The sequence below is a fragment of the Ohtaekwangia sp. genome (assembly GCF_036568665.1).
GTDB lineage: Bacteria > Bacteroidota > Bacteroidia > Cytophagales > Cyclobacteriaceae > Ohtaekwangia.
In genome coordinates this window covers 19,829-40,931 of record NZ_DATCSD010000061.1, presented here as the reverse complement: position 1 = coordinate 40,931, position 21,103 = coordinate 19,829, and the positions used below count along the sequence as shown (strand labels likewise).

Genomic DNA, 21,103 nt, shown 5'->3' with positions numbered 1-21,103 from the left:
TGATCCGGCAGCCGTAGCGGTTACAGAACCATTTATCGGAGAACAATTAGTCTGGTGGCTAACAACAGAAGCAGATACGGTAGGTATAACAATGTTATCCACGATCGTGACTGTCTCTGTATCGGTACATCCTGCAGCATCTGTTGCTTCTACAGTATATACACCGGCCGCCAATCCTGATACAGCCGCTGCGGTACCAACCTGGTTTGCAGGCAATGTGTTATTCCCTTTAAACCATTTCCAGGTATAGCCCGCTGTTACTCCATTAATATTAGCAGTAGCCTTACCGTTAGGTGTTGTACAAGAAGTCTGTTGTGCAGTAACAGAAGCCGTCACCTGTTGTATCGCTTTAGACTTTACTGTTACCAGTACACTTGGCGAGATACATCCGGTATTCTTATCAGTGGCAGTAATTAAATACGACCCGGCTGTAAGACTTGAATATGTATCACCCGTATAATCCGGTGATGGTTTCAGACTCGATCCGTTATACCAGTTAAAAGTATACCCTGCAGTAGCACCGGCAACAGTTGCCTTGGCGCTACCAGAATTTGCAGGATTACAGTTAGCGTCAGTAGGGGTAGCTGTAACGGAGGGTTTAACTGTTTTATCGGTAACCTGGAATGACTGTGTCGAAGTACATCCGGTTGATTTTTCTGTTACCAGGATAGAATACGTTGTAGCATCTACATTGGTAATAACGTGGCTCTTGGATAAAATCGGACCCGTTAACACCACAGAACCTGCATACCACTCGTATGTAAAATTACCCACGGGGTCACCACCGTTTACAATGGCGTGCATTTTACCGTCAGGATTTTTACAACTGGTATAGGGCGAGTCTTCTATGATTGTTACGTTCAATGTGCGCGACTGCACTCCTACATTTATAGTCTTGGTATCCGATCCGCAGCGCAGACCTTTATGTATGGCATATACGGAATACGTTCCTTCCGACAGTCCGCTATATACGGCACCCTTAAAATTAGCAGCGGTTGTATCGCCAGCAGTAGCACTGTTAAACCAGTAGAAAGTATAATTCGCAGTTTCCTTTACTCCGTTCACTAATCTATAGGCTTCCACGGCACCCGATGGAGTGGTCGTGGTCGTGGCACATTTGATGTTATCAGAGATTAGTGCTGTCTCAATGGTAAATGGCTTCGGACTAACGCTATATGAGGCGAGGTTGTTGGTATAATTACACTCAGCAAAATTTGTATTGGGGAATGTTAAGGGCTTTGTACTTCCGTTATCATTCAGAACTATATATAAGGTAAAATTACCGCCCGTGCCTTGCACCGTTATATTATTGGCAACAAAGGTATCCCCTATATTTAAGTTGCTGACGTTGAGGTATTGCGTATTCAGTTTGGTAGCTCCGGCTACACGCGGATCACCACTATAGAATGTTACCGGCAGCGAACCCGAGAGTCCGAGATTACCGGAGTTCTTGATCGTAAATGAAACTGTAAAGTTTTTATCAGGACAAGTCGGAGCATCAACAGTTATAGTAGAGTTGGAATCAAAATTCAGATCCGGTGCCGCATAGGTAGGACATCCTTTTGAATCAAGAAATGGCGACTGGTTCAGGAATGAGTTAAGTGGTCTGTTATCACCAGGATTACAAGGCGACCCGGATGAAAATATAAGATGATGCTTCTGCTGTACCTTCGGAATCGTCAGGTCATCATTCACGTTCACATTAAAGTATGCATGCTGATTCCACACTCTTCGGGAAGGAACCCATGCTTCCAGGTCAGAAGTATAGGTACGAATCTGTCCGTAAGGAGCACGGGTAAAGTCATTGATGTTGTCGTTGTTATTGGTAGCACACGTCACGCATATCTCAGTCGATCCATCTCCATCTACATCCACTACTATAGGATAATCGTTCGCTGTACGCGAGCGACATATTGTTTGTGTAAAGATGTTACCGGTCTTTCCATTAATAATGTAGAGATAGGCTTCATCGCGGTATACAATCTCATTCGACTTATCATTATTAAAGTCAAACACGGTAGCACCGGTATATCCGGAAGTACCTTCTGAAATGTTGATCGACCACTTCAATGTAAAATCACTTTCCAACGCAAACAACTTGCTCCCCGAAACGAAAGTCGTATTCAGTTTACCATCACCATCTATATCCGATATATTCAAACGACCGGTACCTTCCGCCCAGTTGTTACTCGTTTTATATACTTTGTATGTGCTGTTTTTAACATCCCAAAAGAAAGCTGCGGTGGTTCCTGTCGTGGAGTTGAGTGAACCACTGGTAAGTACATCGAGCGATCCATCCTGGTTATAGTCGGCCACACTGGTTAAGCTGGTAATATATCCGAAGCTTGATTTCTTCGGGTAATAATTTGCTCCCGCAGGTATACTCTTTACCAATGTGAGTGAACCGGCATCAGCAGTTCTGGCTCCCAGGTTTACGGAATATATAGTTCCTCCTAATACAAGTTCCAGTCCGGAGCAGGAAGCACAGTCGGTAGTGCTGAGTATATCTACAGCTACAGGTCCTGCATCGATAGCCGTCCATGTACCACTGCCTTTTACAAGACGTGTACCGTTAGATGCATCCAGGATTTCGTTGCGATAGTATATTTCCACTTTACCGTCACTTCCAAAATCAGCCAACCCCAGGGTTATGGGCTGACCAAACGCTTTTGTACTCCATTGCTTATTGCCTTTACAGTCGTAAGAAGTAATGTAGTAATCGCTACCTGATTTCTCTGCGATGAAGATGTCGGCACATCCATCATTATTCACATCGCCAATAGCATGATCGTAATATTCGGCTGTACCGGAGATGGTACCGGTATATTTGATCGATAAATTCTGGCCGTTTAATATATAGAGCTTCTTATCGTCAGGATGAAGTGTTACAACTTCAGGTATACCATCGCCATCGAGGTCACCAACAGCCATCCTGCCAGACGTATAGGTCATGCGATCCGGAGAAGAAGACTCCAGTTTCATAGCGAAAGCCAGTGTTCCTGTAGGTGGCACCTGGCAGGCTTTATCCTGACCTATATAGAAATCTTTACAAAGGGAATTTTTGGCGCAATCTCCATCAAAGCAGTCAACAAAACCATCACCGTCATTATCTATACCATCGCCACAATTATTCTCTTGTGCGTAGGCGTAAACGTTTAACGCTAGCAATAGTGCCAACAACAGTTTTTTCATAGGATCAGATCAAAGACTATAAACAAAAACCAGAGATAAAGTCAACGTGGGATTGATCTCACTCTCAAGTTACAAATACCCCAGAAAGGTATTCGCTTTGGGTATTTAAAAATTTACAACATCGCCCATGTTTAGTATGACGTAATAATTAAAAGCTGTTTTACACTTTTTTAGAAAAAAATTGCACAAGCTTTATATTCGTATTCCCGACTTACCAAACATGATGTTTGCGAAAACTATACTTGCTATTCGTTGGAACAGGCCGTTATCCCTCAACTGCATGTTCATGCTTATATTTCTATTATCCATTACTACTCTTCAGAAATCCGAAGCTCAGATCGTTCGTGCAGGAGTTAAACTCGGTGGTCAACTCGATTGGGTTCGTATGGATGATAAACATTTCAGAGACACTGCATCACTTCGTCCGGGAGCAGGTTTCAACGCTGGTTTGGTACTCGCATTCAAAGTAAAGAACAGGTACTTTTTGCATACGGAATACATTTATTCAACAAAAAGTAAAACTGTATCTGGTAAAATTGATCCGTATTTGAAAGATAAGGTGACCTACAGTTACTTCGAAGTACCCATTTTATTCTGCATGTACTTCAAAGGACAATGGAACGATAGCAGGAACTTTAAATGGTATGCCGGGGCGGGTCCTAACATTGCCTATCTATTGGGAGGACATGGCACTATAAAATCCAGTGAGTTACTCGAAAACAATATTTCCTCGCTCGACTATAAGATAAAATTCGGAACCCGAGAAGATCGCGATCATAACGACCAGATATATTATACCAACCTGAACCGACTACAGTTTGGTATAAACCTGGGGGCCGGAATTTTGCTGGAACCTTCGCCCAAACAAAAGATCATGGTTGACCTGCGCTATACTTTTGATCAGACCTTGTTCGGAAAACAGAATGCCGATTATATTATTCCTCACGACTATAACGACAACCTTCGCTTCAGAAACAGGTCGCTACGATTATCGGTTATGTACTTGCTGGAGTATAATATCAGCAAGAAAGAGCGCAATAAAGGAAAGAGCACGCGGAAGAAATTCAAATAGGGAATATAGTATATCCTATAGCTGACTGCAGAGGGATTAAATTCTTTCCAGGGTATCGCGGGTAAGTTCGCCTCGTGTATCGCCCGTGTTTAATGTTGAATCCGGTTCAAAGAGCATAACCGATACTTCCTCATCGGCTACGGGTTTATGCTCAACACCTTTCGGAACAATAAGAAATTCATTCTCGTGCAGAACAACGGTCTTCTCACGAAATTCGATTCGCATTTTACCTTTCAACACATAGAACAATTCATCTTCATGGTCGTGCTTATGCCACACAAACTCTCCTTTAAACTTCACGAGCTTTACATGCTGTCCGTTCAGCGCCCCTACAATTCTGGGGTTCCAGTAGTCATGAAACAATGACAACTTTTCAACAATATTTACTTTGCTCATAGGGTTAGAGAGATTGCTCATTGAAAGGTACGAAAATCTATCACCACAAATTCCGATGTTCGTTATATCGGTGACGTATAGCAGCGTGATGAGGTCTGTATAGTCGAGTAATCTGTACGATTGATTAAAAAAGAAAAAGCCGCTTAAACTATACGTCTAAGCGGCTTTTCATTCTCTGCGGTCCGGACGGGACTCGAACCCGCGACCTCCTGCGTGACAGGCAGGCATTCTAACCAGCTGAACTACCGGACCATTTTCTTTCCCTTTTTTGAACTACGTGTCAAATGGGAGTGCAAAGATAGTGTTGGGTTTAAATTCTCCAAAACCTGATCGAAAAAAAATTATTTATATGTACTTCTATCTACACGAAGTTTATCCACCATCAATGAACTTAATGACTCTGTATAGGCACCGTATGCATCAACTAATAGTCCTTTAACTCCTGATGTTGAAGAGATTGCAAAGAGCACCGTACTATCATCAGGGTTCGTCATGCCTTCAAAACGGTGTACGGCATCAACGTGAAATTCCTGTGGATGAATTTTTATATTTAACGGAGCGCATTCGATCCAATCCGGATGAAGATTGAAATCATTAGTATAGCCTTTACTTTTTAAGTAGTTAATGGCTTCAGAAAGTGTCTCGAATGATTGCATAACTCTTAAGATTTTGATTCTACAATAAAGATACGATCTAATCGCGATGAGTATGCGAGAAAAAAGGAAGAAGTACTCCTTCTTTACTTGAACTTGAAGTAAAATTCTCCAATGATATTTGAGCTATCCCAGGTATTCTGACGATCGCCCGATAAGCGAAGTACATTAGCTCTCACATCCTTAAATACCTGTTCAATAGTAAGCCCAGGTTTACGCATGGATTTGATCAGCTCCTGCGTATAGAGACCGTTGCGTCCGTTACCATCGGAAGCAACCGATCCGGGAGCTGTAGCATAGGCTATAAATGATCCGCGCGCTCTGCGCATTTCTCCCAACCCCTGGTCTATGGAACGGTTCAACGCTGGGAAGGGATTGTTCCGGCAGGCATCCAATATCAAAATGTTCATGCGTACATTGGATCGCTCCATATTGGCGAGCACCATACGCTGAGCAGGAAAACAATAGCGACTGATATCGTCTTCAAATTCTACGGCTGCATCGATCGGTACAAGATAATTTTCCTGTTCATGTTGCAGGCCATGACCGGCAAAATAAAACAATGCTACTGTCTTCTCCGGATCACTTGCTTCAATACGATCTTTAAACTTCAACAAGGCTGCCCGCATCTGACCGTAGGTAGCGTTGATCAGTAAATCAACTTGAAAGTTTGAGTTCTCCAGTTCTCTTGCCATGTCGGTAGCATCATTCACCGGGTTCTTTAAAGAACCTATATTTTTAGGATACGCTGCGTTTCCAATTACCAGCGCATAGCGCTTTTCGTCTTTATAAAATTCAGCCATCGTAGGCTCCACAGAAACCGGTGGTGGTGTACTATTCGCTACAACTGGCTCTTCTTTCTTTGTTTTGATATCTTCCTTCTTTACAACGGACTGGCTGGTGGACGAAGGTGTTTCGGTGGTGCTTCTGGCAGTAATGGTTACGTTGCCAAGCTTACCGAACTCTCGTTTCAGATCCTCGTTATCGGGATTGATAAGCAAACCATTTTGAAAATCTTCTTTCGCAGCAACCAGGTTGCCGGTTTTGCTATAGAGGAGTCCGCGCTCGTAGAGTAATTTTGATTTTGCCGTCTTATCCTCTCCCAACTCACGAATAGCAATAGAGTAATCGCTGATCGCTTCTTTATCCAGACCATTCTTTGCCTGACACTTGGCTTTAAACCAGTATATATTTCCGGTGTTGGCATGGCCGAGCAACAACGATTCTTCAAAATCCGGCACAGCATCTTTAAAGTTATTGCTTTTGTAATATGCCAGCGCGCGTAAATAATATACCTCTACATCGAGCGATTTATCGCGGGTATATTTGGTAAGATACTCCGAAAAATTCCTGATGGCATCTTCGTACTTGCCAGCCGTATAGCTGTCGTGTCCCTTTTCATACAGTTTAAACTGTGCCTCACACGTCAGGCTTGCCAAGCCCAATAAAAGTATAAATGCTCCACACTTCCACATACACTATATATACACTTGCACTACTGTTACAAGAATCAAAAGTTGAAGGATGCCCCCACCTGTATATTCAGGGATGGAAAACCTTTCTTCACCATCGGAAATTTTTCATTCACGTATGAATCGATCGTTTTTTCGTACGACTCTGTACTTACAAAAGTTACCGGGAAGGTATATCCAATGGCGGCCTGCAGGTAAAACGAAAATTTCTTTGCAGGCATAAACTCTACACCGGGCCCTATAAATATACCACCTGTAACCTGTGTATCTTTTTTCAGGGCATCATACGTATCGGCTCCCCATGTTTCTTTATAGCCATCAGCATATAGTTGTCCATTGTCGAGATTATAGTGTAGAATATCATCGTTGGTGGTGGCGGTATTGTTATCATCTTCGTATATCTCGTAGGTATAGCGCTCACCAGAACCGCTCACTTCCTTGCGCTCAGCTACGGTTACAAATGGCTTGGCAAAAACATACGCAGAGAATATAGAATTATCTTTCACCGGCACGAGATTTAATTTGATATTGACTGCAAGTGAAGTGAGACTTAAATCGCCACCCTCCAGCTCTAACACATAGCCATAGTAATACGACAGATTGCTAAAATCATATTTAGTAGCCCAATCATTCGGATCGCCCGTTCCTACATAGGCATTGCCGCTCTTGGCTGTAGTAACTTCCGGATCGTATTGAAAGCTGACGTAAGAAATGGAAGGGCCGATAGAGAGCACGCGATTAACGCGTTTCATAAAACCAAGTTCGGCATTGAAACCGGTTTTATAGTCTCCTATATTTTTACCGAATGTAAAGGAAGGCCCTATACCCAGAAATATACCTTTACTTTTATCGATACGTTCTTTTTTAACAATGGTACCTTCGTCCTGAGCAGACGCAGTAAGAAATGCCAGGCATAAACCTGCAAGGGTTAGAGATCTTTTCATCGTGAGAGAGAGTTAAGTCAACCAGAAAGATACAACAAGATATACTATACCACGAGCGGCCTACATTTTCATGTGGCTGCTATTGAAACTTGAAATAGAACTCCCCTACTATATTCGAGCTGTCCCAGGTAAATTGTTTTTCACCGGAGAGTCTCAGAACATTCATCCGCACATCTTTAAATACCTGTTCGATGGTGAGTCCGGGTTTGCGCAGTGCCTTGAGTAATTCCTGCGTATAGAGACCATTGCGTCCGGCACCATCGGATGCTACAGAACCAGGCGCTGTAGCATAGGCTATGAACGAACCTCTTGCACGCTTCATCTCTACCAATCCCTGCGATACGGAACGTGTTGCAGCAGGGAAAGGATTGTTTCTGCAGGCATCGAGTATCACTATGTTCATACGTGAGTTGGAGCGCTCCATATTGGCGAGCACCATTTTTTGCACCGGGAAACACATGCGCACGATGTCATCTTCAAACTGCACATTGGCGTCTACTGGCACGAGGTAATTTTCATCTCCGTATTGTACACCATGACCAGCATAGTAGAACAAGCCTACAGTCTGATCTTTCGGACCATTCACCAGTTTCTCCTGAAACTTGCGCATTGCTTCACGCATCTGCACATACGTGGCATTGGTAAGAAGCTGTACTTCGAAATTGGATTTACGAAGCTCGGTAGAAACATCAGTAGCATCGTTCACCGGATTTTTTAATATACCTACAGCATTACCATAGCTGCTGTTACCGATTACCAATGCATACCGTTTCTCATCTTTATAGGTAGACACAAGCGAAGAGATCATGGCTGTATTGGCCGTAGATTGCTCTGTAGCTTGCTGCTGTTGCTGCACAGGAGGAGTTGTCTGTTGTTGATTAGGCTTTGTTGTTGTAGCCGTATTGGTGTTGGCGGCTGGCTCTTTTTTGGTTTCTTTCTGATTGCTCTTTACAATTACCTGCGTAGATTTTTTATCATCACCAGCACCGCGGGTTGTTGTAGATTTAGAGGTACTCACTGTAGCCTTCGCTAAATCTGCATTGGCAGGATCCAACGACTTGGCTAGTGCAAGATCGTTGTTGGCAGCTTCCTGGTTTCCCTGGCGGGCATAAAATTGTGCGCGATCAGCCAGTATCTGGGCTGATACTTTTTTATTGTTTTCAGCATAGCCCACCGCCTCTTTATAATACGATTCAGCCTGACCAGTGTTTCCCTTCTTATCGTAACAACGGGCTTTGAACCACGTGATCACTGCCTTATTAAAGTGTTTGAGTTCAAGCGCTTTGTCGAGGTCGGATAAGGCATCTTCTGTTTTATCTTTAAAGTAATAGGATTGTCCGCGGTAAAAGTAAAGGTCTTCATCGTAGCGTTTATTACGCTCCGGACTCGCGAGCATGCCGGAGAACAGGTCAATCACACCATCATAATCTTGTGCCCTGAATTTAGCGATACCTTCATCGTAAGTCTTATAGTCCTGGGCAACCGAGAGTGTAGAAACAAGCGCCAGCAGACACAAACCAAGTATAGACTGTTTCATAAAGAGGGTTAGAGAATATTATCAAAGATACGTATACGGTAAAAAATAATGAACCGTTTTGAAGAGTATCAGTCGCTGAACCCAAAAAATGTTATTTTTGGCCCACTGCATGAGAAGAATATTTTTTTACCTGATCCTTGTATCCCTCCTTTTGCCTGCGTGCAGCAAAAAATCCGGCTCTACTATTTCCGTTGTAAAGCCCAAATATCACCACCGCTGGTACGACCGTAAAAAAGACCGCAAGACAAGAAGAACGAAGACTGTGCGCGTGCGTAATTAAGCTACAAGCCTTTGAGAATGTCTCTTTCGATTTCCACTAACCATTAACGAATAACGGAAATTGAATATCGAACAAGGAACATCGATCAACGAATGTCGAAGTAAAATGCACACTCTATTCCCACCCACACAGTCTGGCAGCTCGTAACTAGCAACTCACAGCTTGTTTGAATATCGAACAAGGAACAGCGATCAGCAAATGCCGAAGTATAAAGACATATACTAATCCACACTCCACACCTCCAGCCGCCTGAAGCCAGCAACTATTTCTCTACTGCAATCCCTTCAACATCAGGTCAAGATTTCTGCGGAAGAATATCTTGGCAGGTGTGAGTTGATTCAAGTGCGCGGTTACTACACCTCCTATAAAGATTGACGTTACCAGATTGGCGATGTCGCGGGTAGATATAGTCTTGGTGATTTCCTTGCGGAAGATCGCTTCGAGTATAAATTTCTCCAGCATCTGATCGAGTGAAAGTATCTCTATGTTGATGATGTTTTCAATTTCCGGAAAGAGTATCTTTTTCTCTTCGGGTTTTAGCGGGAAAGGTTTAGGAGGTCTTCTGAAATCGGAGAAATATCCGATCAGGCTGAGCAACAAACCGGGATGTTCTTCAAATGCCTCACTTAATTTATCGAAGAGGAAATATATACCATTCACACCTTCACGGGGTTTTAACACAAGGTCGGCCGACCGCCCCAGGCACCACACCCGAAAATAGTATAGCAGTATATCTTCTTTCTGTGGAAAGTACTTAAACAATGTTACTTTCGAGATCTTAACTTTCTCACAGATGTCGTCTACATACAAATCTTCGAATGGTCTTTTGCCGACCAGTTTAAGGGTTGTATCCAGTACATGCGCCTTCAGGCGCGCGGCCTTTTCTTTTCTCAGACTCATGCTCTATGGAGTAAAGATGTTAATCACCACTCATCCTTAAATACTTCTAAAACAGCTTGGGAATTAATACTTTTAACCTGACTAAACCAATAACCAACATGACAAAACGCTTTATTCTGCTTTTACTTGTCGTAAGTGTAGTTGCCTGTAACAGCAGAAAGCAACAGGAGCGTGTAACGGGACTGATTGCCGACTCGGCTATGGTAGTTTCTGCCCACCCGCTGGCATCACGTGTTGGTGTTGAGATTATGCGCAAAGGTGGTAACGCTATAGATGCTGCCATTGCCACGCAACTCGCATTGGCGGTGGTATACCCGAGTGCCGGAAATATAGGAGGCGGTGGTTTTATGGTGTGCCGCATGCATGACGGAACAATCGCCACGCTGGATTACCGCGAGAAAGCTCCGGCCGCTGCCTCTACCACGATGTACCTGGATTCTACCGGAACGGTGATCGATTCATTGAGTCAGGACGGTCACCTCTCAAGTGGTGTTCCGGGCTCTATAGCAGGCATGGCAGAAGCGCATGCACGTAGGGGTAAACTTCCGTGGAAAGATCTTGTACAACCCGCTGTAACCTTAGCACTGCAGGGATTTACCCTCACACAACGGGAGGCCCATGGGTTGAATGAACTGCGCACTCTATTGATCCGCGAGAATACTATACTCCCTGAATTTTTACTGAAAGATGAATGGAAAGCTGGCGACAGTATCCGCTGGACTGATCTGGGTCATACACTGGAACGCATTCGCGATCATGGCGCTGCCGGTTTTTACGAAGGTAAAACGGCCGATGATATAGTAGCCGAAATGAAACGCGGCCACGGACTGATTACGCACGAAGACCTGAAGAACTATAAAGCCGTGTGGCGTGATCCGATCATCGGGCAGTATAAAGAATACAAAATCATCTCTATGGCGCCACCGTCCAGCGGGGGCGTTGCTTTACTGCAGTTGCTCCACTCGGTAGAGAATTATCCGATCAGTACGTGGGGTTGGAACACCGCGCCAACGGTACACCTACTGGCCGAAGCCGAACGAAGAGCCTATGCCGATCGTGCAGCGTACCTGGGCGACCCGGATTTTGTACATGTACCGGTAAAGCAACTTACCGATAAACTATATACGGCCGAGCGCATGCGCTCTTTCAATCCCGACAAAGCAACACCAAGCCAGAGTATAAAAGAAGGTTTGCTGGCAGCATACGAATCGCCACAAACTACACACCTCTCGGTAGTAGATGCTGAAGGAAACGCGGTGTCTGTTACCACTACACTCAATGATGCATATGGTGCAAAAGTAATTGTAGCAGGCTCCGGATTTTTACTCAACGATGAGATGGACGACTTCAGTGCCAAGCCCGGCTCACCCAACATGTATGGTGTCATTGGCGGTGAAGCAAACAAGATAGAACCCGGCAAACGCATGCTCAGCTCCATGACGCCTACTATATTGGAGAAAGACGGAAAGTTATTCATGGTAGTGGGTACACCCGGAGGCTCGAAGATCATTACCAGTGTGTTCCAGACTATACTCAATGTGCTGGAACATAAAATGACGATGCAGGAAGCTGTAGCTGCCAGACGTTTTCATCATCAATGGATGCCCGATAGAATCAGCAATGAGTTCAATGCTTTTATAGCCGATGATAGTCTGAAGCTCGTGGCTATGGGTCATACATTTTATCCCGTAAGTTCATTCTGCCGTGTAGATGCCATACTCGTTCGTGCCGATAGTACATTGGAAGGTGGTGCCGATCCGCGCGGTGATGATACAGCAGCCGGTTTTTGATTTTCATTCGTCAGCTTCAATTGGCTGTTGGGACTGTGAAGCATGCATTCGGGCCGATATATACTATATTACAGCCAATTGCCGTACCTTCGTTCTTATAGGATTAAAATAAGGCAAGGGCATTGGGCACCAGGAGCAGCGATCCCATCTTTCCTGTGCGCAATGCTGACTGCCATAACCATCAGCCATGAAGCGTCTCCTTCCCTCCTTTTTATATAACCGGATTTTTCAACACGTTTTTTTCTGGCTGGCTCACCTCGTGTTCTATGCTGTGCTATACGGCAGCTTTGAAGAAAATTACCGGCAGACATTTTTTGAAGAGCTGATATACTTACCGGGAAAAATTGCCTTTACTTATTTCACCATGTATTTTCTGCTGCCACGATTTTTATTGCCTGGCAGGTATGGCACATTTGCGCTCTGGTTTCTCGTATCATCATTTATAGCCGGTATATTTCAGCGATATATAGCCTATAACATTCACTACCCGCTATACTATCCGGAATATCTGCGCGATCCGTTCTTCTACTTTCCCAAGATCGTAAAGATGTTCGTATCTATATATCCCGTTACGTTTACAGCTTCTACTATCAAACTGCTCAAGTTCTGGTATACCAACCAGAAAGCACAACAGGTATTGAAAGAAGAAAAACTGCAGGCCGAACTTAAGTTTCTGAAAACACAGATACATCCACACTTTCTGTTCAACACGTTGAATAATCTGTATGCGCTTACACTCAAAAAGTCAGATCGCGCTCCCGACATGGTGTTGAAACTTTCGGAACTCATAAACTATATGCTATACGAATGCACTAGCGATGAAGTGCCTCTCAGCAAAGAGATAAAATTTATACGCAACTATATTGATATTGAAAAGATGCGCTATGGCGACAAACTCGATATGGAGCTTCGCGTAGCAGGAGAAGCAAACGACCGGAAGATTGCCCCGCTTATACTTTTACCCTTTGTGGAGAATTGCTTTAAACATGGCGCCAGTGAAGAGCTGCAGCAATCGTGGGTAAAAGTAACCATCGATGCACAGCCTCATGTTATCCTCATCAAAGTAGAAAACAACAAATCCAACGGCAATGGCCATGTACGCAAAGAAGGCATTGGTATACAAAATGTAAAACGCAGACTCGATCTTCTATATCCTGATCAATACGAATTGAAGATCATGAATGGAGAAGAAACCTTTTTGGTAGTACTCACGATTAATCAACAGGTAGCAGCCTGATTTGACAACTAAATTTTGTTTGTATGAAATGTATATTGGTAGATGATGAACCCCTGGCAATCGAAATCCTTGAGTCGTATGTAAACAAGATCGATCAGCTTGAAATTGCAGGTACATTTCGCAATGCCGTGTCTGCATTTGCTTTTATACAGCAACACCCGGTAGACCTGATCTTTCTGGATATACAAATGCCCAAGCTTTCGGGAATTGATTTTCTGCGCTCGCTGAAAAATCCTCCGAAGGTAATTTTCACAACAGCTTTCCGCGATTATGCGCTGGATGGTTTTGAACTGGAAGTAGTGGATTACCTATTGAAGCCTATACCTTTCGAACGGTTTCTGAAAGCTGTAGCCAAAGTGTTGCATCAACCTGCGCCACTGCCTGCTGCCGCGAAAGCTGAAAGCACAGGTGACAGCTTTGTATACTTTAAGGTTGATAAGAAGATGATCAAAACCAAAATGGCCGATATACTATATATTGAAAGTATAAAGGACTATGTAAAGGTAAAGACATCGGAGAAAGAAATTATCACCCAACAAAAGATCAGCTACCTGGAAGAGAGTTTACCGAGCGAGCAGTTCCTGCGCATCCACCGCTCCTTCATTGTGAATGTAGAGCAGATCGATGCTTACTCCGCTACAGATGTAGAGATCGGAAAGCACTTTGTACCTATTGGCCGCAACTATAAAAATGATGTAATGAAGATACTGGCACGTCACGCCTTCTGAGCCGGCTCAGTCTCCTTTACTTCCTGATGATTGGGAATAGTGAGATGAAAAGCCGTTCCCCTGCGTGAAGCCGATTCAACGTTAATCACACCATGCAGCTTATCGATCGCTTCCTTTACGATATATAGTCCTAACCCTGCGCCTTCGCTTAATTCTGTAGCGCGAAAGAACATATCAAAGATACGGGTCTGTAACTCCTGTGGTATACCGATGCCGTTGTCTTCAAAATTTACTCTCGCCTCCGTTTCATCAACAGTAACAACAATGCGGATATACTGATTAGCTTCGCGTGACGATCTATACTTGATGGCATTCGAGATCAGGTTATTGAAGATCACACTCAACCGCTGCGGATCAGAATAGAACGGAATGTGTTCTTCTACCGAAACGATCTTCTCGATCTTGTCCGAGCCCTCCATATAGTGTAAACGCTCGAACATATCTTCGATCAGCTTCTTCAGATATACCCGTTCGATCTTTACTTCACTGCGCGCATTACGCGAGTAATCCAATATCTCCTTCAGTGTATTATCCAGCCGATGTATACTTTGTTCGATCTTGTCAAAGTACGTATCATAGATTGCTTCGCCATTGTTGTCGTTCATCTTGGCGAGTTGTACCAATCCTAATACCGACATCAGCGGAGCACGCAGGTTGTGCGATACACTATATACAAAACTGTCGAGCTCTTTATTGATCTTCACGAGTTCATGGTTCTGCTTGCGTAAAGCAGACTCTGCTTTTCTTCGCTTCAATTCCATCTGGCGCTGGCGAAGTGAATTAAGAATAGCCGATGGAAGTCGCGCGAGGTTAGACTTCAACACATAATCATCGGCACCTTGCTTCAAACAACTTACGGCAAACTCTTCGGATACTGTTCCGGTAACGAGTATAAATGGTCCTTTAAAGCCTGACTGCTGACAGATCTTTAACGCTTCGAGCGAATTGAATTGCGGCAAGGCATGATCCGACAAGATTACATCCGGTACAAAAGCATCCAATGCTTTTACAAATTCATCACGCGTATCAACGTTATGGCTGGTAAATTCTATACCATCCTTCATCAACATTCGGTTGATCAGGCCGGCATCTTCCTCCCGATCTTCCAGCATTAAAATCTTTAGCTTTTTCTCCATACGCTACAACTTTCATCCTCTTTACTTAGGAGGCTGATTCAGTATCAGCCAAAAAAATCCAATCTCGGATACAGCACTTACAAATTTTTCGAATGCCACCGGTTTCACGATGTATGCGTTTACGCCCAATTTATACGTTTCGATGATGTCTCGTTCCTCTTTGGAAGAGGTTAATACTACGACTGGTATAATTTTCCGTTGTTCGTCACTTTTGATCTTACGAAGCACTTCGATCCCATCTACCTTCGGCATTTTTATATCGAGTAAAATGATCTTGGGCATCGCACTGATATCTGACGAGAATATAAAATTGAGTGCCTCTTCTCCATCCTGCAGATGTAAAAGATTATTGGCAAGGTTATGTTTCTTAAGCGCACGGATGGTTAGTTCTGCATCGTCTGGATTATCTTCCACTAACAGAATCTCGACAATATTGTTCATAAGGGTAGTTTACTGGTTGTGTCTTTTGGCAATGTGAAATAAAAAGTGGCACCTTCATTTACCTTTCCTTCTGCCCACACGCGGCCTCCATGGCGTGCGATGATGCGGTGTACAATTGCCAACCCCACACCGGTACCCTGAAAATCTTGTGCCCGGTGTAATCGTTGAAAAACACCAAATAATTTGTGGACATACTGCATATCGAAACCCGCACCATTATCGCGAACACTATATATAATTTCGGTGCCGTTCTTATGCGAAGCGATCTGTATAAAGGCGCGTTCCTTTTTACCGGTATATTTCATCGCATTGGATAACAAATTGACCCACACCTGCTTGAGTAAGTGTAGATCTGCTATAGCGGGCTCCAGCGCTCCAAACTCCACATCAATACTCCGGCCTTCCTCGTGCGCGAGCATTTCATCAGAAACAGATTGAACCAACTGAAGCATATCAACGGTGCCCCGCACAATTTCCTTGCGCCCTATACGCGAAAAATCAAGGAGATCATCGATGAGTTGCCCCATTCTTCGGGCATTGTTCATGACTACATTTAACACGCGTCTGCCTTCATCATCCAGCTTGGCAGCATAGTCTTCATCGAGTATACGTGCATAACCATCGATGGAGCGCAACGGAGCACGCAGGTCGTGGGAAACAGAATAGGTGAATGCCTCGAGCTCGCGATTCAACGCCAGGATCTTTTCATTCGCTTCTCTTCGCTCGGAGTAATCGATCACGGTAGAACGACTCTTCAAAAAATTGCCATCATCATCGTATAACGCAGCCGCATTGAGCAGTATAGGGAACGTTGTATTATCTTTTCTGACGATATCAAATTCAGCGTTGCGTATGATACCTTTATCTTTGAATGCACCGAATATGTTTTGAAAAGTGGCAGCATTCTCGGGCGATAGTATATCCGAGAAACGAAGTTTGTTCACCACTTCTTCACGATCATAGCGAAGCCAGTCCAGCCACGTTTTGTTGATCTCTATAAATACACCGTTGGCATCCAGTGAATGATACCCGCAGGGTGCATTATCATATATATCCTGTATTCGTCTGGCAGCCGTTTTGGACGATGCCTCTGCAAAGAAGCGTGCCCGCAAATTCCGGTTAATGGTAATGAAAACAAAAACCAGTAGCAGGGCCGTTGCCGAGAGCAACGCAGCATAGGTATAATTAAAGCTCCGGATCTCGCCCGCCTGCTGATCCGTGCGAAGCTTCAGCAACGCCTTTTCATAATTCTGCATATCGCGCACAACGTTATAGATATCATCCATCAGTTTCTTCCCGATCAGCGAAGCGTGAAGAACTCTTGCTTCTTCAAAGCCTGATTGCCTTGCGCGGAGCAACTGTTGATTAAATTTCAATTTACGATCTATAAGTTCCTCGAGCAAATGTGCGCGTCTTTGCTGGTAAACATTATCACTGATCAGGTTGCGCAATCCCGCCAGGTGTTCATAAATTATTTCGGAGGTTCGCCTGTAGGGTTTCAGGTATACATCATCACCGGTAATAGAATATCCGCGTTGTGCAGACTCCTGGTTTGCTATGAGCGACCAGACCTGCTCGGTATGATACAGTACTTCGTTAGAGTGTGCAACTGAAAGACTTTTCTGAACGGAACGCCTGTTGTTCAGGTATGAATATACCGCCAGCGCAGATATAATAACTATCGCCACCAGAAAGCCAGCAATAACACGTTGTTGGAAATACAACTTCATTCAACCTTAATATGTAAAAGGTACACAATAGATTTAACCGCTACCGGAGTATCTAAACTTATTTAATAATTAAAGAAAATAGAAGTTATTTTATAGGAAACAAGAGTTGCACACAACATAGAGATGTAATAATCATTTAAGATTTCAAAAATATTATACAGGTAACAAGTAATTATAGCAGAAAACAAACAGACAAACAAATACACTCCTCTAAAAAAGAGGTGCCTTTTTTAATGCTTTTTCCTAAAAGTATAGACTGTATCAGAGTTTTTTGATGATAAACTCCACACGTCTGTTCAACTGACGTGTCTCTTCATTATCGTTGCTGGCTATAGGTATAGCACCACCATAACCTTTACCCGATATACGCTTCTTATCGATGCCTTTACCCGTCAGGTAATCTTTTACTTTATCGACACGGGCCTGCGAAAGCTTTACATTCTGTGTGGGTATACCCCGGTTATCGGTGTGACCGGCAAGTTCTATCTTCACATTGGGGTTCGATTTGAGGAAAGAAATCACCATATCCAGTTCATCAAATGACTCCGGCAACAGGTTGGTCTTGCCTTGCTCGAACAGTACATTTTTCAGATTTACGGTAGTGCCAATCTCTACCGGCTGTAACTTGAAATTCATTTCAAGTTCTTTCATTTCGTAGGTGGTGATCGAGAGTTTCTCCAGTGAGCTTATATAGCCTGTTGCTTCAATCTTTACTATATAATCGTGAATAGAGGGCACCGTTACTGTATACCCGGCATGGGTTGTTGAAGTAGTGGCCTGGTTATCGGATGCATGAACAAATGTAATTTTTGCCGGTATAAATTCATTGGTCTTCGCATTGAGTACTTTACCATATATACGTACACTCTTATCGGGCACCGGTGTTTCCGTTACCGGCTGCACCGGTATAACATTGCCAACGGAGGCGGTAGTGGTCGCAGTATCAGTTGGATTAGCCGGAGGATTATTTCTGCGATATAATTTCACATCACCATAGCCATCGCTGTTCTTGGTGCTGGTATATAGTGCAAAATCCTGTGCATGATAATCGCGGTAAAACAGGTCACGTCCTTCGGTATTTATAGTCGGCCCCATATTTACCGGCTCCGACCAGTTTGTCCACGTATCATCGAGGCGTGACGAAGCATAAATATCAAAGCTTCCAAAGCCTTTGCGGCCGTTGCTGGAGAAATATAGCGTGCGGCCGTCATCGCTTAACGATGGGTATAATTCCTGGAACTGTGTATTGATTACTGCTCCCAGATTCTTAGGTTCCATCCATTTTCCATCATTACCCTTTACCGTTACATAGAGATCTTCTACTCCGCGGGTGCCGTAGGTCTCGGCTGAAAAAACGAAGACACTTTCATCCGGTGTTATATAACCACCCAGTGTTTCCGATTTATTCTGAAAGTATGGTATCGATATATTTTCAGGAGCAGACCAGCCATTGCCTGAGCGTTTGGCAACAGCTATACCTTGTGTGCGAGGACTCCCCGAGGCATCGTAATGACTTAACAGGTACATGTTACCATTGGCTGTCGAGAACCCAGCCACACCGTTGAAGCCACGGTTGTTCAATAATTTACCTCCGTGAATCGGTGCCGACCACTGATTGTTTTCAGTAAGCACAGCATACCATATATCTCCCGGATCTTTTTTACCTCCTATGTTATCCGGGTGGTTAGCAATCGTTACGTATAATGTTTTACCATCCGGGCTTAATACAGGATTCAGTTCATCGTAAGGAGAATTGAGCAGATCGAATGAATCCGTTACGGGAGTACTTAACGGTTGTCCGATAGATATAAATGTAAAAAGCAGGAGCGAAACTAAGCTATAAATCCGCATACATCACTGTGACTAAACCTCAAATATACTATTTCAATACCAGATTTCCGGGATGCAGGCGATGTTGTTGCGTAACAAATTACTGCATGTCACTTACTTACCCACTTGTTTCCTTTAATCGTAAAACGCCAGGGTAGCTTGGCATCTTCACCGGCATAATCTATACCAATGCGAGCCGATACATCGATGCTACGCGATGTGATCTTGGTGCCGGCATCCTCTATCCAAACTTCGTTGTCGAATAGCAATTTTCCATTCAACTTTCTGTCAATGCCCAAAGCTTTGGTTAGTTTACCCGGACCAGAGGTTAGTTGAAGATCATTGGCTATTGCTCCTCTTCGTATTTTCATCTCGGGCAGCCCGGTCACCGGTTCAATAGCACGTACCAGAATAGCATCGGCAACACCCTGTCGGTTGGTCACTACATTAAACATATTGTGCATACCATAACACAGGTATACATAGGCATAACCACCCTCTTCAAACATAATAGCATTGCGTTGTGTTTTACGGGCACCATACGCATGGCTGCCCCGCTCCTTCCACGAGTATGCTTCTGTCTCTACAATTATACCGCTGGTAACAATACCATTGACATTGGTAAACAACTCTTTACCAAGCAGCTCGCGCGCTACTTTTACCACATCCGTCCGCCTGTAAAAATCTTCGTCAAGTCTCATAACATTTACCCTCGTGTCTTCTCTTACTGATTAACTCTTTTTTAACATTCGCAGATGAATGCTGATTCAAAACCTTGGTTATCTTTGGCCGCTAATTTTCAAAACAACTCAAAATATACCACCATGAAAAAATTATTGCTGATTGTTTTACTACTCAATTTCAACCTGGCGCTGTTCGCGCAGGTGAAGACACCCATCGCCAGCCCGGCAGGTTCTGTCTCTGCTACTGTAGGTTTGACCGACATCAAGATAAACTATTTCCGTCCGCGCGCGAAAGGCAGAAAGATCTTTGGATCAGAAGCCTCTGTTGTTGTACCCTTCGGCCAGATATGGAGAACCGGTGCCAACAGCGGAACCAAAGTCGTATTTTCTGATGATGTTAAAGTAGAAGGCGTTGCTGTTCCTAAAGGTGAATACCTGTTGCTGACATGGCCCGGTGCTACCGAGTGGACCATTGTATTATCCAAAGATGTTACCTTGGGAGGCAACACGGCTAAATATGACAAAGCCAATGACGCTGCCCGCTTTACCGTGAAGCCCGAAAAACTTACGGAAAAAGTAGAAACGTTTACCATTAACATTGGTGATATAGCAGACGACAGCAAGAGCGCTAAAGTTCAACTCGCCTGGGAAAATACTTCGGTGAAATTTACAGTAGTGGTTGACTTCGATGCAAAAGTAATGGAGTCGATCGAGACCTATACAAAAGTAGATCCTGACGACTACTTCTCAGCTGCTGTATACTATCTTGATACAAAAAGAGATATGAATCAGGCATTAGTATGGATCAACAAAGCTGTTGATGAAATGAAAGGTCCTTTTTATGTATTGTATCAAAAAGCCAGAATCCAGAAAGCACTGGGCGATAAGAAAGGTGCTGCTGAAACTGCCAACGCTTCACTCGTAAAATCGAAAGAAGCCGGCAACCGCGATTACCAGATGATGAACGAAGAACTGTTGAAGTCTCTGAAATAATTTAATTCCACCCAATATGAAAGGCCACTGCATTGCAGTGGCTTTTTCTTTATTATATAGTATATGGAATATTTACCGTAAGTTAGCCC

Annotated in this window: 18 protein-coding genes and 1 tRNA gene; 6 read left to right on the top strand and 13 right to left on the bottom strand. The window is 43.8% G+C overall.

The genetic code is table 11. The features are described 5' to 3' along the window. Positions 1–3,192 (bottom strand): VCBS repeat-containing protein (locus VIN08_RS03520; protein ID WP_331960308.1); only part of this gene is annotated, 3,192 nt, incomplete at its 3' end. A 286-nt stretch (positions 3,193–3,478) separates the two neighbouring features. Between VIN08_RS03520 and VIN08_RS03515 the strand changes: the two genes are divergently transcribed. After that, positions 3,479–4,264, top strand: coding sequence for a porin family protein (locus tag VIN08_RS03515; protein ID WP_331960305.1), 786 nt, complete (start codon positions 3,479–3,481; stop codon positions 4,262–4,264). Between the two features lie 36 nt (positions 4,265–4,300). Here VIN08_RS03515 and VIN08_RS03510 read toward each other — a convergent pair whose 3' ends face one another. The 6 genes from VIN08_RS03510 to VIN08_RS03485 form a co-directional block, all read right to left on the bottom strand. Then, entirely contained in the window at positions 4,301–4,660 is a 360-nt protein-coding gene (locus VIN08_RS03510) for a cupin domain-containing protein (protein ID WP_331960302.1), read from the bottom strand. Between the two features lie 178 nt (positions 4,661–4,838). Then, positions 4,839–4,912: transfer RNA gene (locus VIN08_RS03505), tRNA-Asp, on the bottom strand. Between the two features lie 89 nt (positions 4,913–5,001). Beyond that, on the bottom strand, positions 5,002–5,316 hold the full coding sequence (locus VIN08_RS03500) for a phosphoribosylpyrophosphate synthetase (protein ID WP_331960299.1): 315 nt from the start codon (positions 5,314–5,316) through the stop codon (positions 5,002–5,004). Positions 5,317–5,399: 83 nt separating this feature from the next. After that, positions 5,400–6,788 (bottom strand): caspase family protein, encoded by a 1,389-nt coding sequence (locus VIN08_RS03495; protein ID WP_331960296.1) that lies wholly within the window; start codon positions 6,786–6,788, stop codon positions 5,400–5,402. 35 nt (positions 6,789–6,823) lie between these two features. Beyond that, positions 6,824–7,729 (bottom strand): hypothetical protein, encoded by a 906-nt coding sequence (locus VIN08_RS03490; protein ID WP_331960293.1) that lies wholly within the window; start codon positions 7,727–7,729, stop codon positions 6,824–6,826. 79 nt (positions 7,730–7,808) lie between these two features. Continuing rightward, the gene (locus VIN08_RS03485; RefSeq protein ID WP_331960290.1) at positions 7,809–9,266 is read right to left on the bottom strand and encodes a caspase family protein; all 1,458 of its coding nucleotides are present in this window, start codon (positions 9,264–9,266) and stop codon (positions 7,809–7,811) included. 109 nt (positions 9,267–9,375) lie between these two features. Here VIN08_RS03485 and VIN08_RS03480 point away from each other — a divergent pair, with 109 nt between their 5' ends. Continuing rightward, positions 9,376–9,546, top strand: coding sequence for a hypothetical protein (locus tag VIN08_RS03480; protein ID WP_331960287.1), 171 nt, complete (start codon positions 9,376–9,378; stop codon positions 9,544–9,546). Positions 9,547–9,816: 270 nt separating this feature from the next. On the opposite strand, the gene VIN08_RS03475 is transcribed toward VIN08_RS03480, so the two are convergent. Further along, a complete protein-coding gene (locus VIN08_RS03475) occupies positions 9,817–10,446 on the bottom strand; it encodes a TetR/AcrR family transcriptional regulator (protein WP_331960284.1) in 630 nt (209 codons plus the stop codon). A 98-nt stretch (positions 10,447–10,544) separates the two neighbouring features. Between VIN08_RS03475 and ggt the strand changes: the two genes are divergently transcribed. The 3 genes from ggt to VIN08_RS03460 all read left to right on the top strand — a co-directional run bounded on the left by ggt (position 10,545) and on the right by VIN08_RS03460 (position 14,201). Beyond that, a complete protein-coding gene (gene ggt, locus VIN08_RS03470; protein ID WP_331960281.1) occupies positions 10,545–12,236 on the top strand; it encodes a gamma-glutamyltransferase in 1,692 nt (563 codons plus the stop codon). Positions 12,237–12,423: 187 nt separating this feature from the next. Then, positions 12,424–13,473 (top strand): sensor histidine kinase, encoded by a 1,050-nt coding sequence (locus tag VIN08_RS03465; protein WP_331960278.1) that lies wholly within the window; start codon positions 12,424–12,426, stop codon positions 13,471–13,473. Positions 13,474–13,496: 23 nt separating this feature from the next. Further along, positions 13,497–14,201, top strand: a complete 705-nt coding sequence (locus VIN08_RS03460; protein WP_331960275.1) for a LytTR family DNA-binding domain-containing protein — start codon at positions 13,497–13,499, stop codon at positions 14,199–14,201. On the opposite strand, the gene VIN08_RS03455 is transcribed toward VIN08_RS03460, so the two are convergent. From VIN08_RS03455 to VIN08_RS03435, 5 genes are all read right to left on the bottom strand, one after another. After that, on the bottom strand, positions 14,189–15,337 hold the full coding sequence (locus tag VIN08_RS03455) for an ATP-binding protein (RefSeq protein WP_331960272.1): 1,149 nt from the start codon (positions 15,335–15,337) through the stop codon (positions 14,189–14,191). The two genes, VIN08_RS03460 and VIN08_RS03455, sit on opposite strands and share 13 nt — an antisense overlap. Positions 15,338–15,358: 21 nt before the next feature. Further along, positions 15,359–15,778, bottom strand: coding sequence for a response regulator (locus VIN08_RS03450; RefSeq protein WP_331960269.1), 420 nt, complete (start codon positions 15,776–15,778; stop codon positions 15,359–15,361). Next, positions 15,775–17,508 carry a CHASE3 domain-containing protein gene (locus tag VIN08_RS03445; protein ID WP_331960266.1) on the bottom strand — a complete coding sequence of 578 codons (1,734 nt, stop codon included), beginning with the start codon at positions 17,506–17,508 and terminating at the stop codon, positions 15,775–15,777. Before VIN08_RS03445 ends, VIN08_RS03450 begins: the two co-directional genes overlap by 4 nt. 261 nt (positions 17,509–17,769) lie before the next feature. Next, positions 17,770–19,359: an OmpA family protein gene (locus tag VIN08_RS03440; protein ID WP_331960263.1), complete on the bottom strand. Its 1,590-nt coding sequence runs from the start codon at positions 19,357–19,359 to the stop codon at positions 17,770–17,772. A gap of 89 nt (positions 19,360–19,448) precedes the next feature. Beyond that, complete coding sequence (locus VIN08_RS03435; RefSeq protein WP_331960260.1) at positions 19,449–20,039, bottom strand: DNA-3-methyladenine glycosylase; 591 nt, start codon at positions 20,037–20,039, stop codon at positions 19,449–19,451. Between the two features lie 123 nt (positions 20,040–20,162). On the opposite strand from VIN08_RS03435, the gene VIN08_RS03430 reads away from it, so the two are divergent. Next, positions 20,163–21,014, top strand: a complete 852-nt coding sequence (locus tag VIN08_RS03430; protein ID WP_331960257.1) for a DUF2911 domain-containing protein — start codon at positions 20,163–20,165, stop codon at positions 21,012–21,014. Positions 21,015–21,103: the final 89 nt, after the last annotated feature.

Bases quoted from the DNA above. Each gene is read 5' to 3' on its own strand.
- VIN08_RS03455 (WP_331960272.1), bottom strand. From the start codon at position 15,337: ATGGAGAAAAAGCTAAAGATTTTAATGCTGGAAGATCGGGAGGAAGAT.
- VIN08_RS03485 (WP_331960290.1), bottom strand. From the start codon at position 9,266: ATGAAACAGTCTATACTTGGTTTGTGTCTGCTGGCGCTTGTTTCTACA.
- VIN08_RS03430 (WP_331960257.1), top strand. From the start codon at position 20,163: ATGAAAAAATTATTGCTGATTGTTTTACTACTCAATTTCAACCTGGCG.
- ggt (WP_331960281.1), top strand. From the start codon at position 10,545: ATGACAAAACGCTTTATTCTGCTTTTACTTGTCGTAAGTGTAGTTGCC.
- VIN08_RS03435 (WP_331960260.1), bottom strand. From the start codon at position 20,039: ATGAGACTTGACGAAGATTTTTACAGGCGGACGGATGTGGTAAAAGTA.
- VIN08_RS03480 (WP_331960287.1), top strand. From the start codon at position 9,376: ATGAGAAGAATATTTTTTTACCTGATCCTTGTATCCCTCCTTTTGCCT.
- VIN08_RS03445 (WP_331960266.1), bottom strand. From the start codon at position 17,508: ATGAAGTTGTATTTCCAACAACGTGTTATTGCTGGCTTTCTGGTGGCG.
- VIN08_RS03475 (WP_331960284.1), bottom strand. From the start codon at position 10,446: ATGAGTCTGAGAAAAGAAAAGGCCGCGCGCCTGAAGGCGCATGTACTG.
- VIN08_RS03515 (WP_331960305.1), top strand. From the start codon at position 3,479: ATGCTTATATTTCTATTATCCATTACTACTCTTCAGAAATCCGAAGCT.
- VIN08_RS03500 (WP_331960299.1), bottom strand. From the start codon at position 5,316: ATGCAATCATTCGAGACACTTTCTGAAGCCATTAACTACTTAAAAAGT.
- VIN08_RS03465 (WP_331960278.1), top strand. From the start codon at position 12,424: ATGAAGCGTCTCCTTCCCTCCTTTTTATATAACCGGATTTTTCAACAC.
- VIN08_RS03510 (WP_331960302.1), bottom strand. From the start codon at position 4,660: ATGAGCAAAGTAAATATTGTTGAAAAGTTGTCATTGTTTCATGACTAC.
- VIN08_RS03490 (WP_331960293.1), bottom strand. From the start codon at position 7,729: ATGAAAAGATCTCTAACCCTTGCAGGTTTATGCCTGGCATTTCTTACT.
- VIN08_RS03450 (WP_331960269.1), bottom strand. From the start codon at position 15,778: ATGAACAATATTGTCGAGATTCTGTTAGTGGAAGATAATCCAGACGAT.
- VIN08_RS03440 (WP_331960263.1), bottom strand. From the start codon at position 19,359: ATGCGGATTTATAGCTTAGTTTCGCTCCTGCTTTTTACATTTATATCT.
- VIN08_RS03460 (WP_331960275.1), top strand. From the start codon at position 13,497: ATGAAATGTATATTGGTAGATGATGAACCCCTGGCAATCGAAATCCTT.
- VIN08_RS03495 (WP_331960296.1), bottom strand. From the start codon at position 6,788: ATGTGGAAGTGTGGAGCATTTATACTTTTATTGGGCTTGGCAAGCCTG.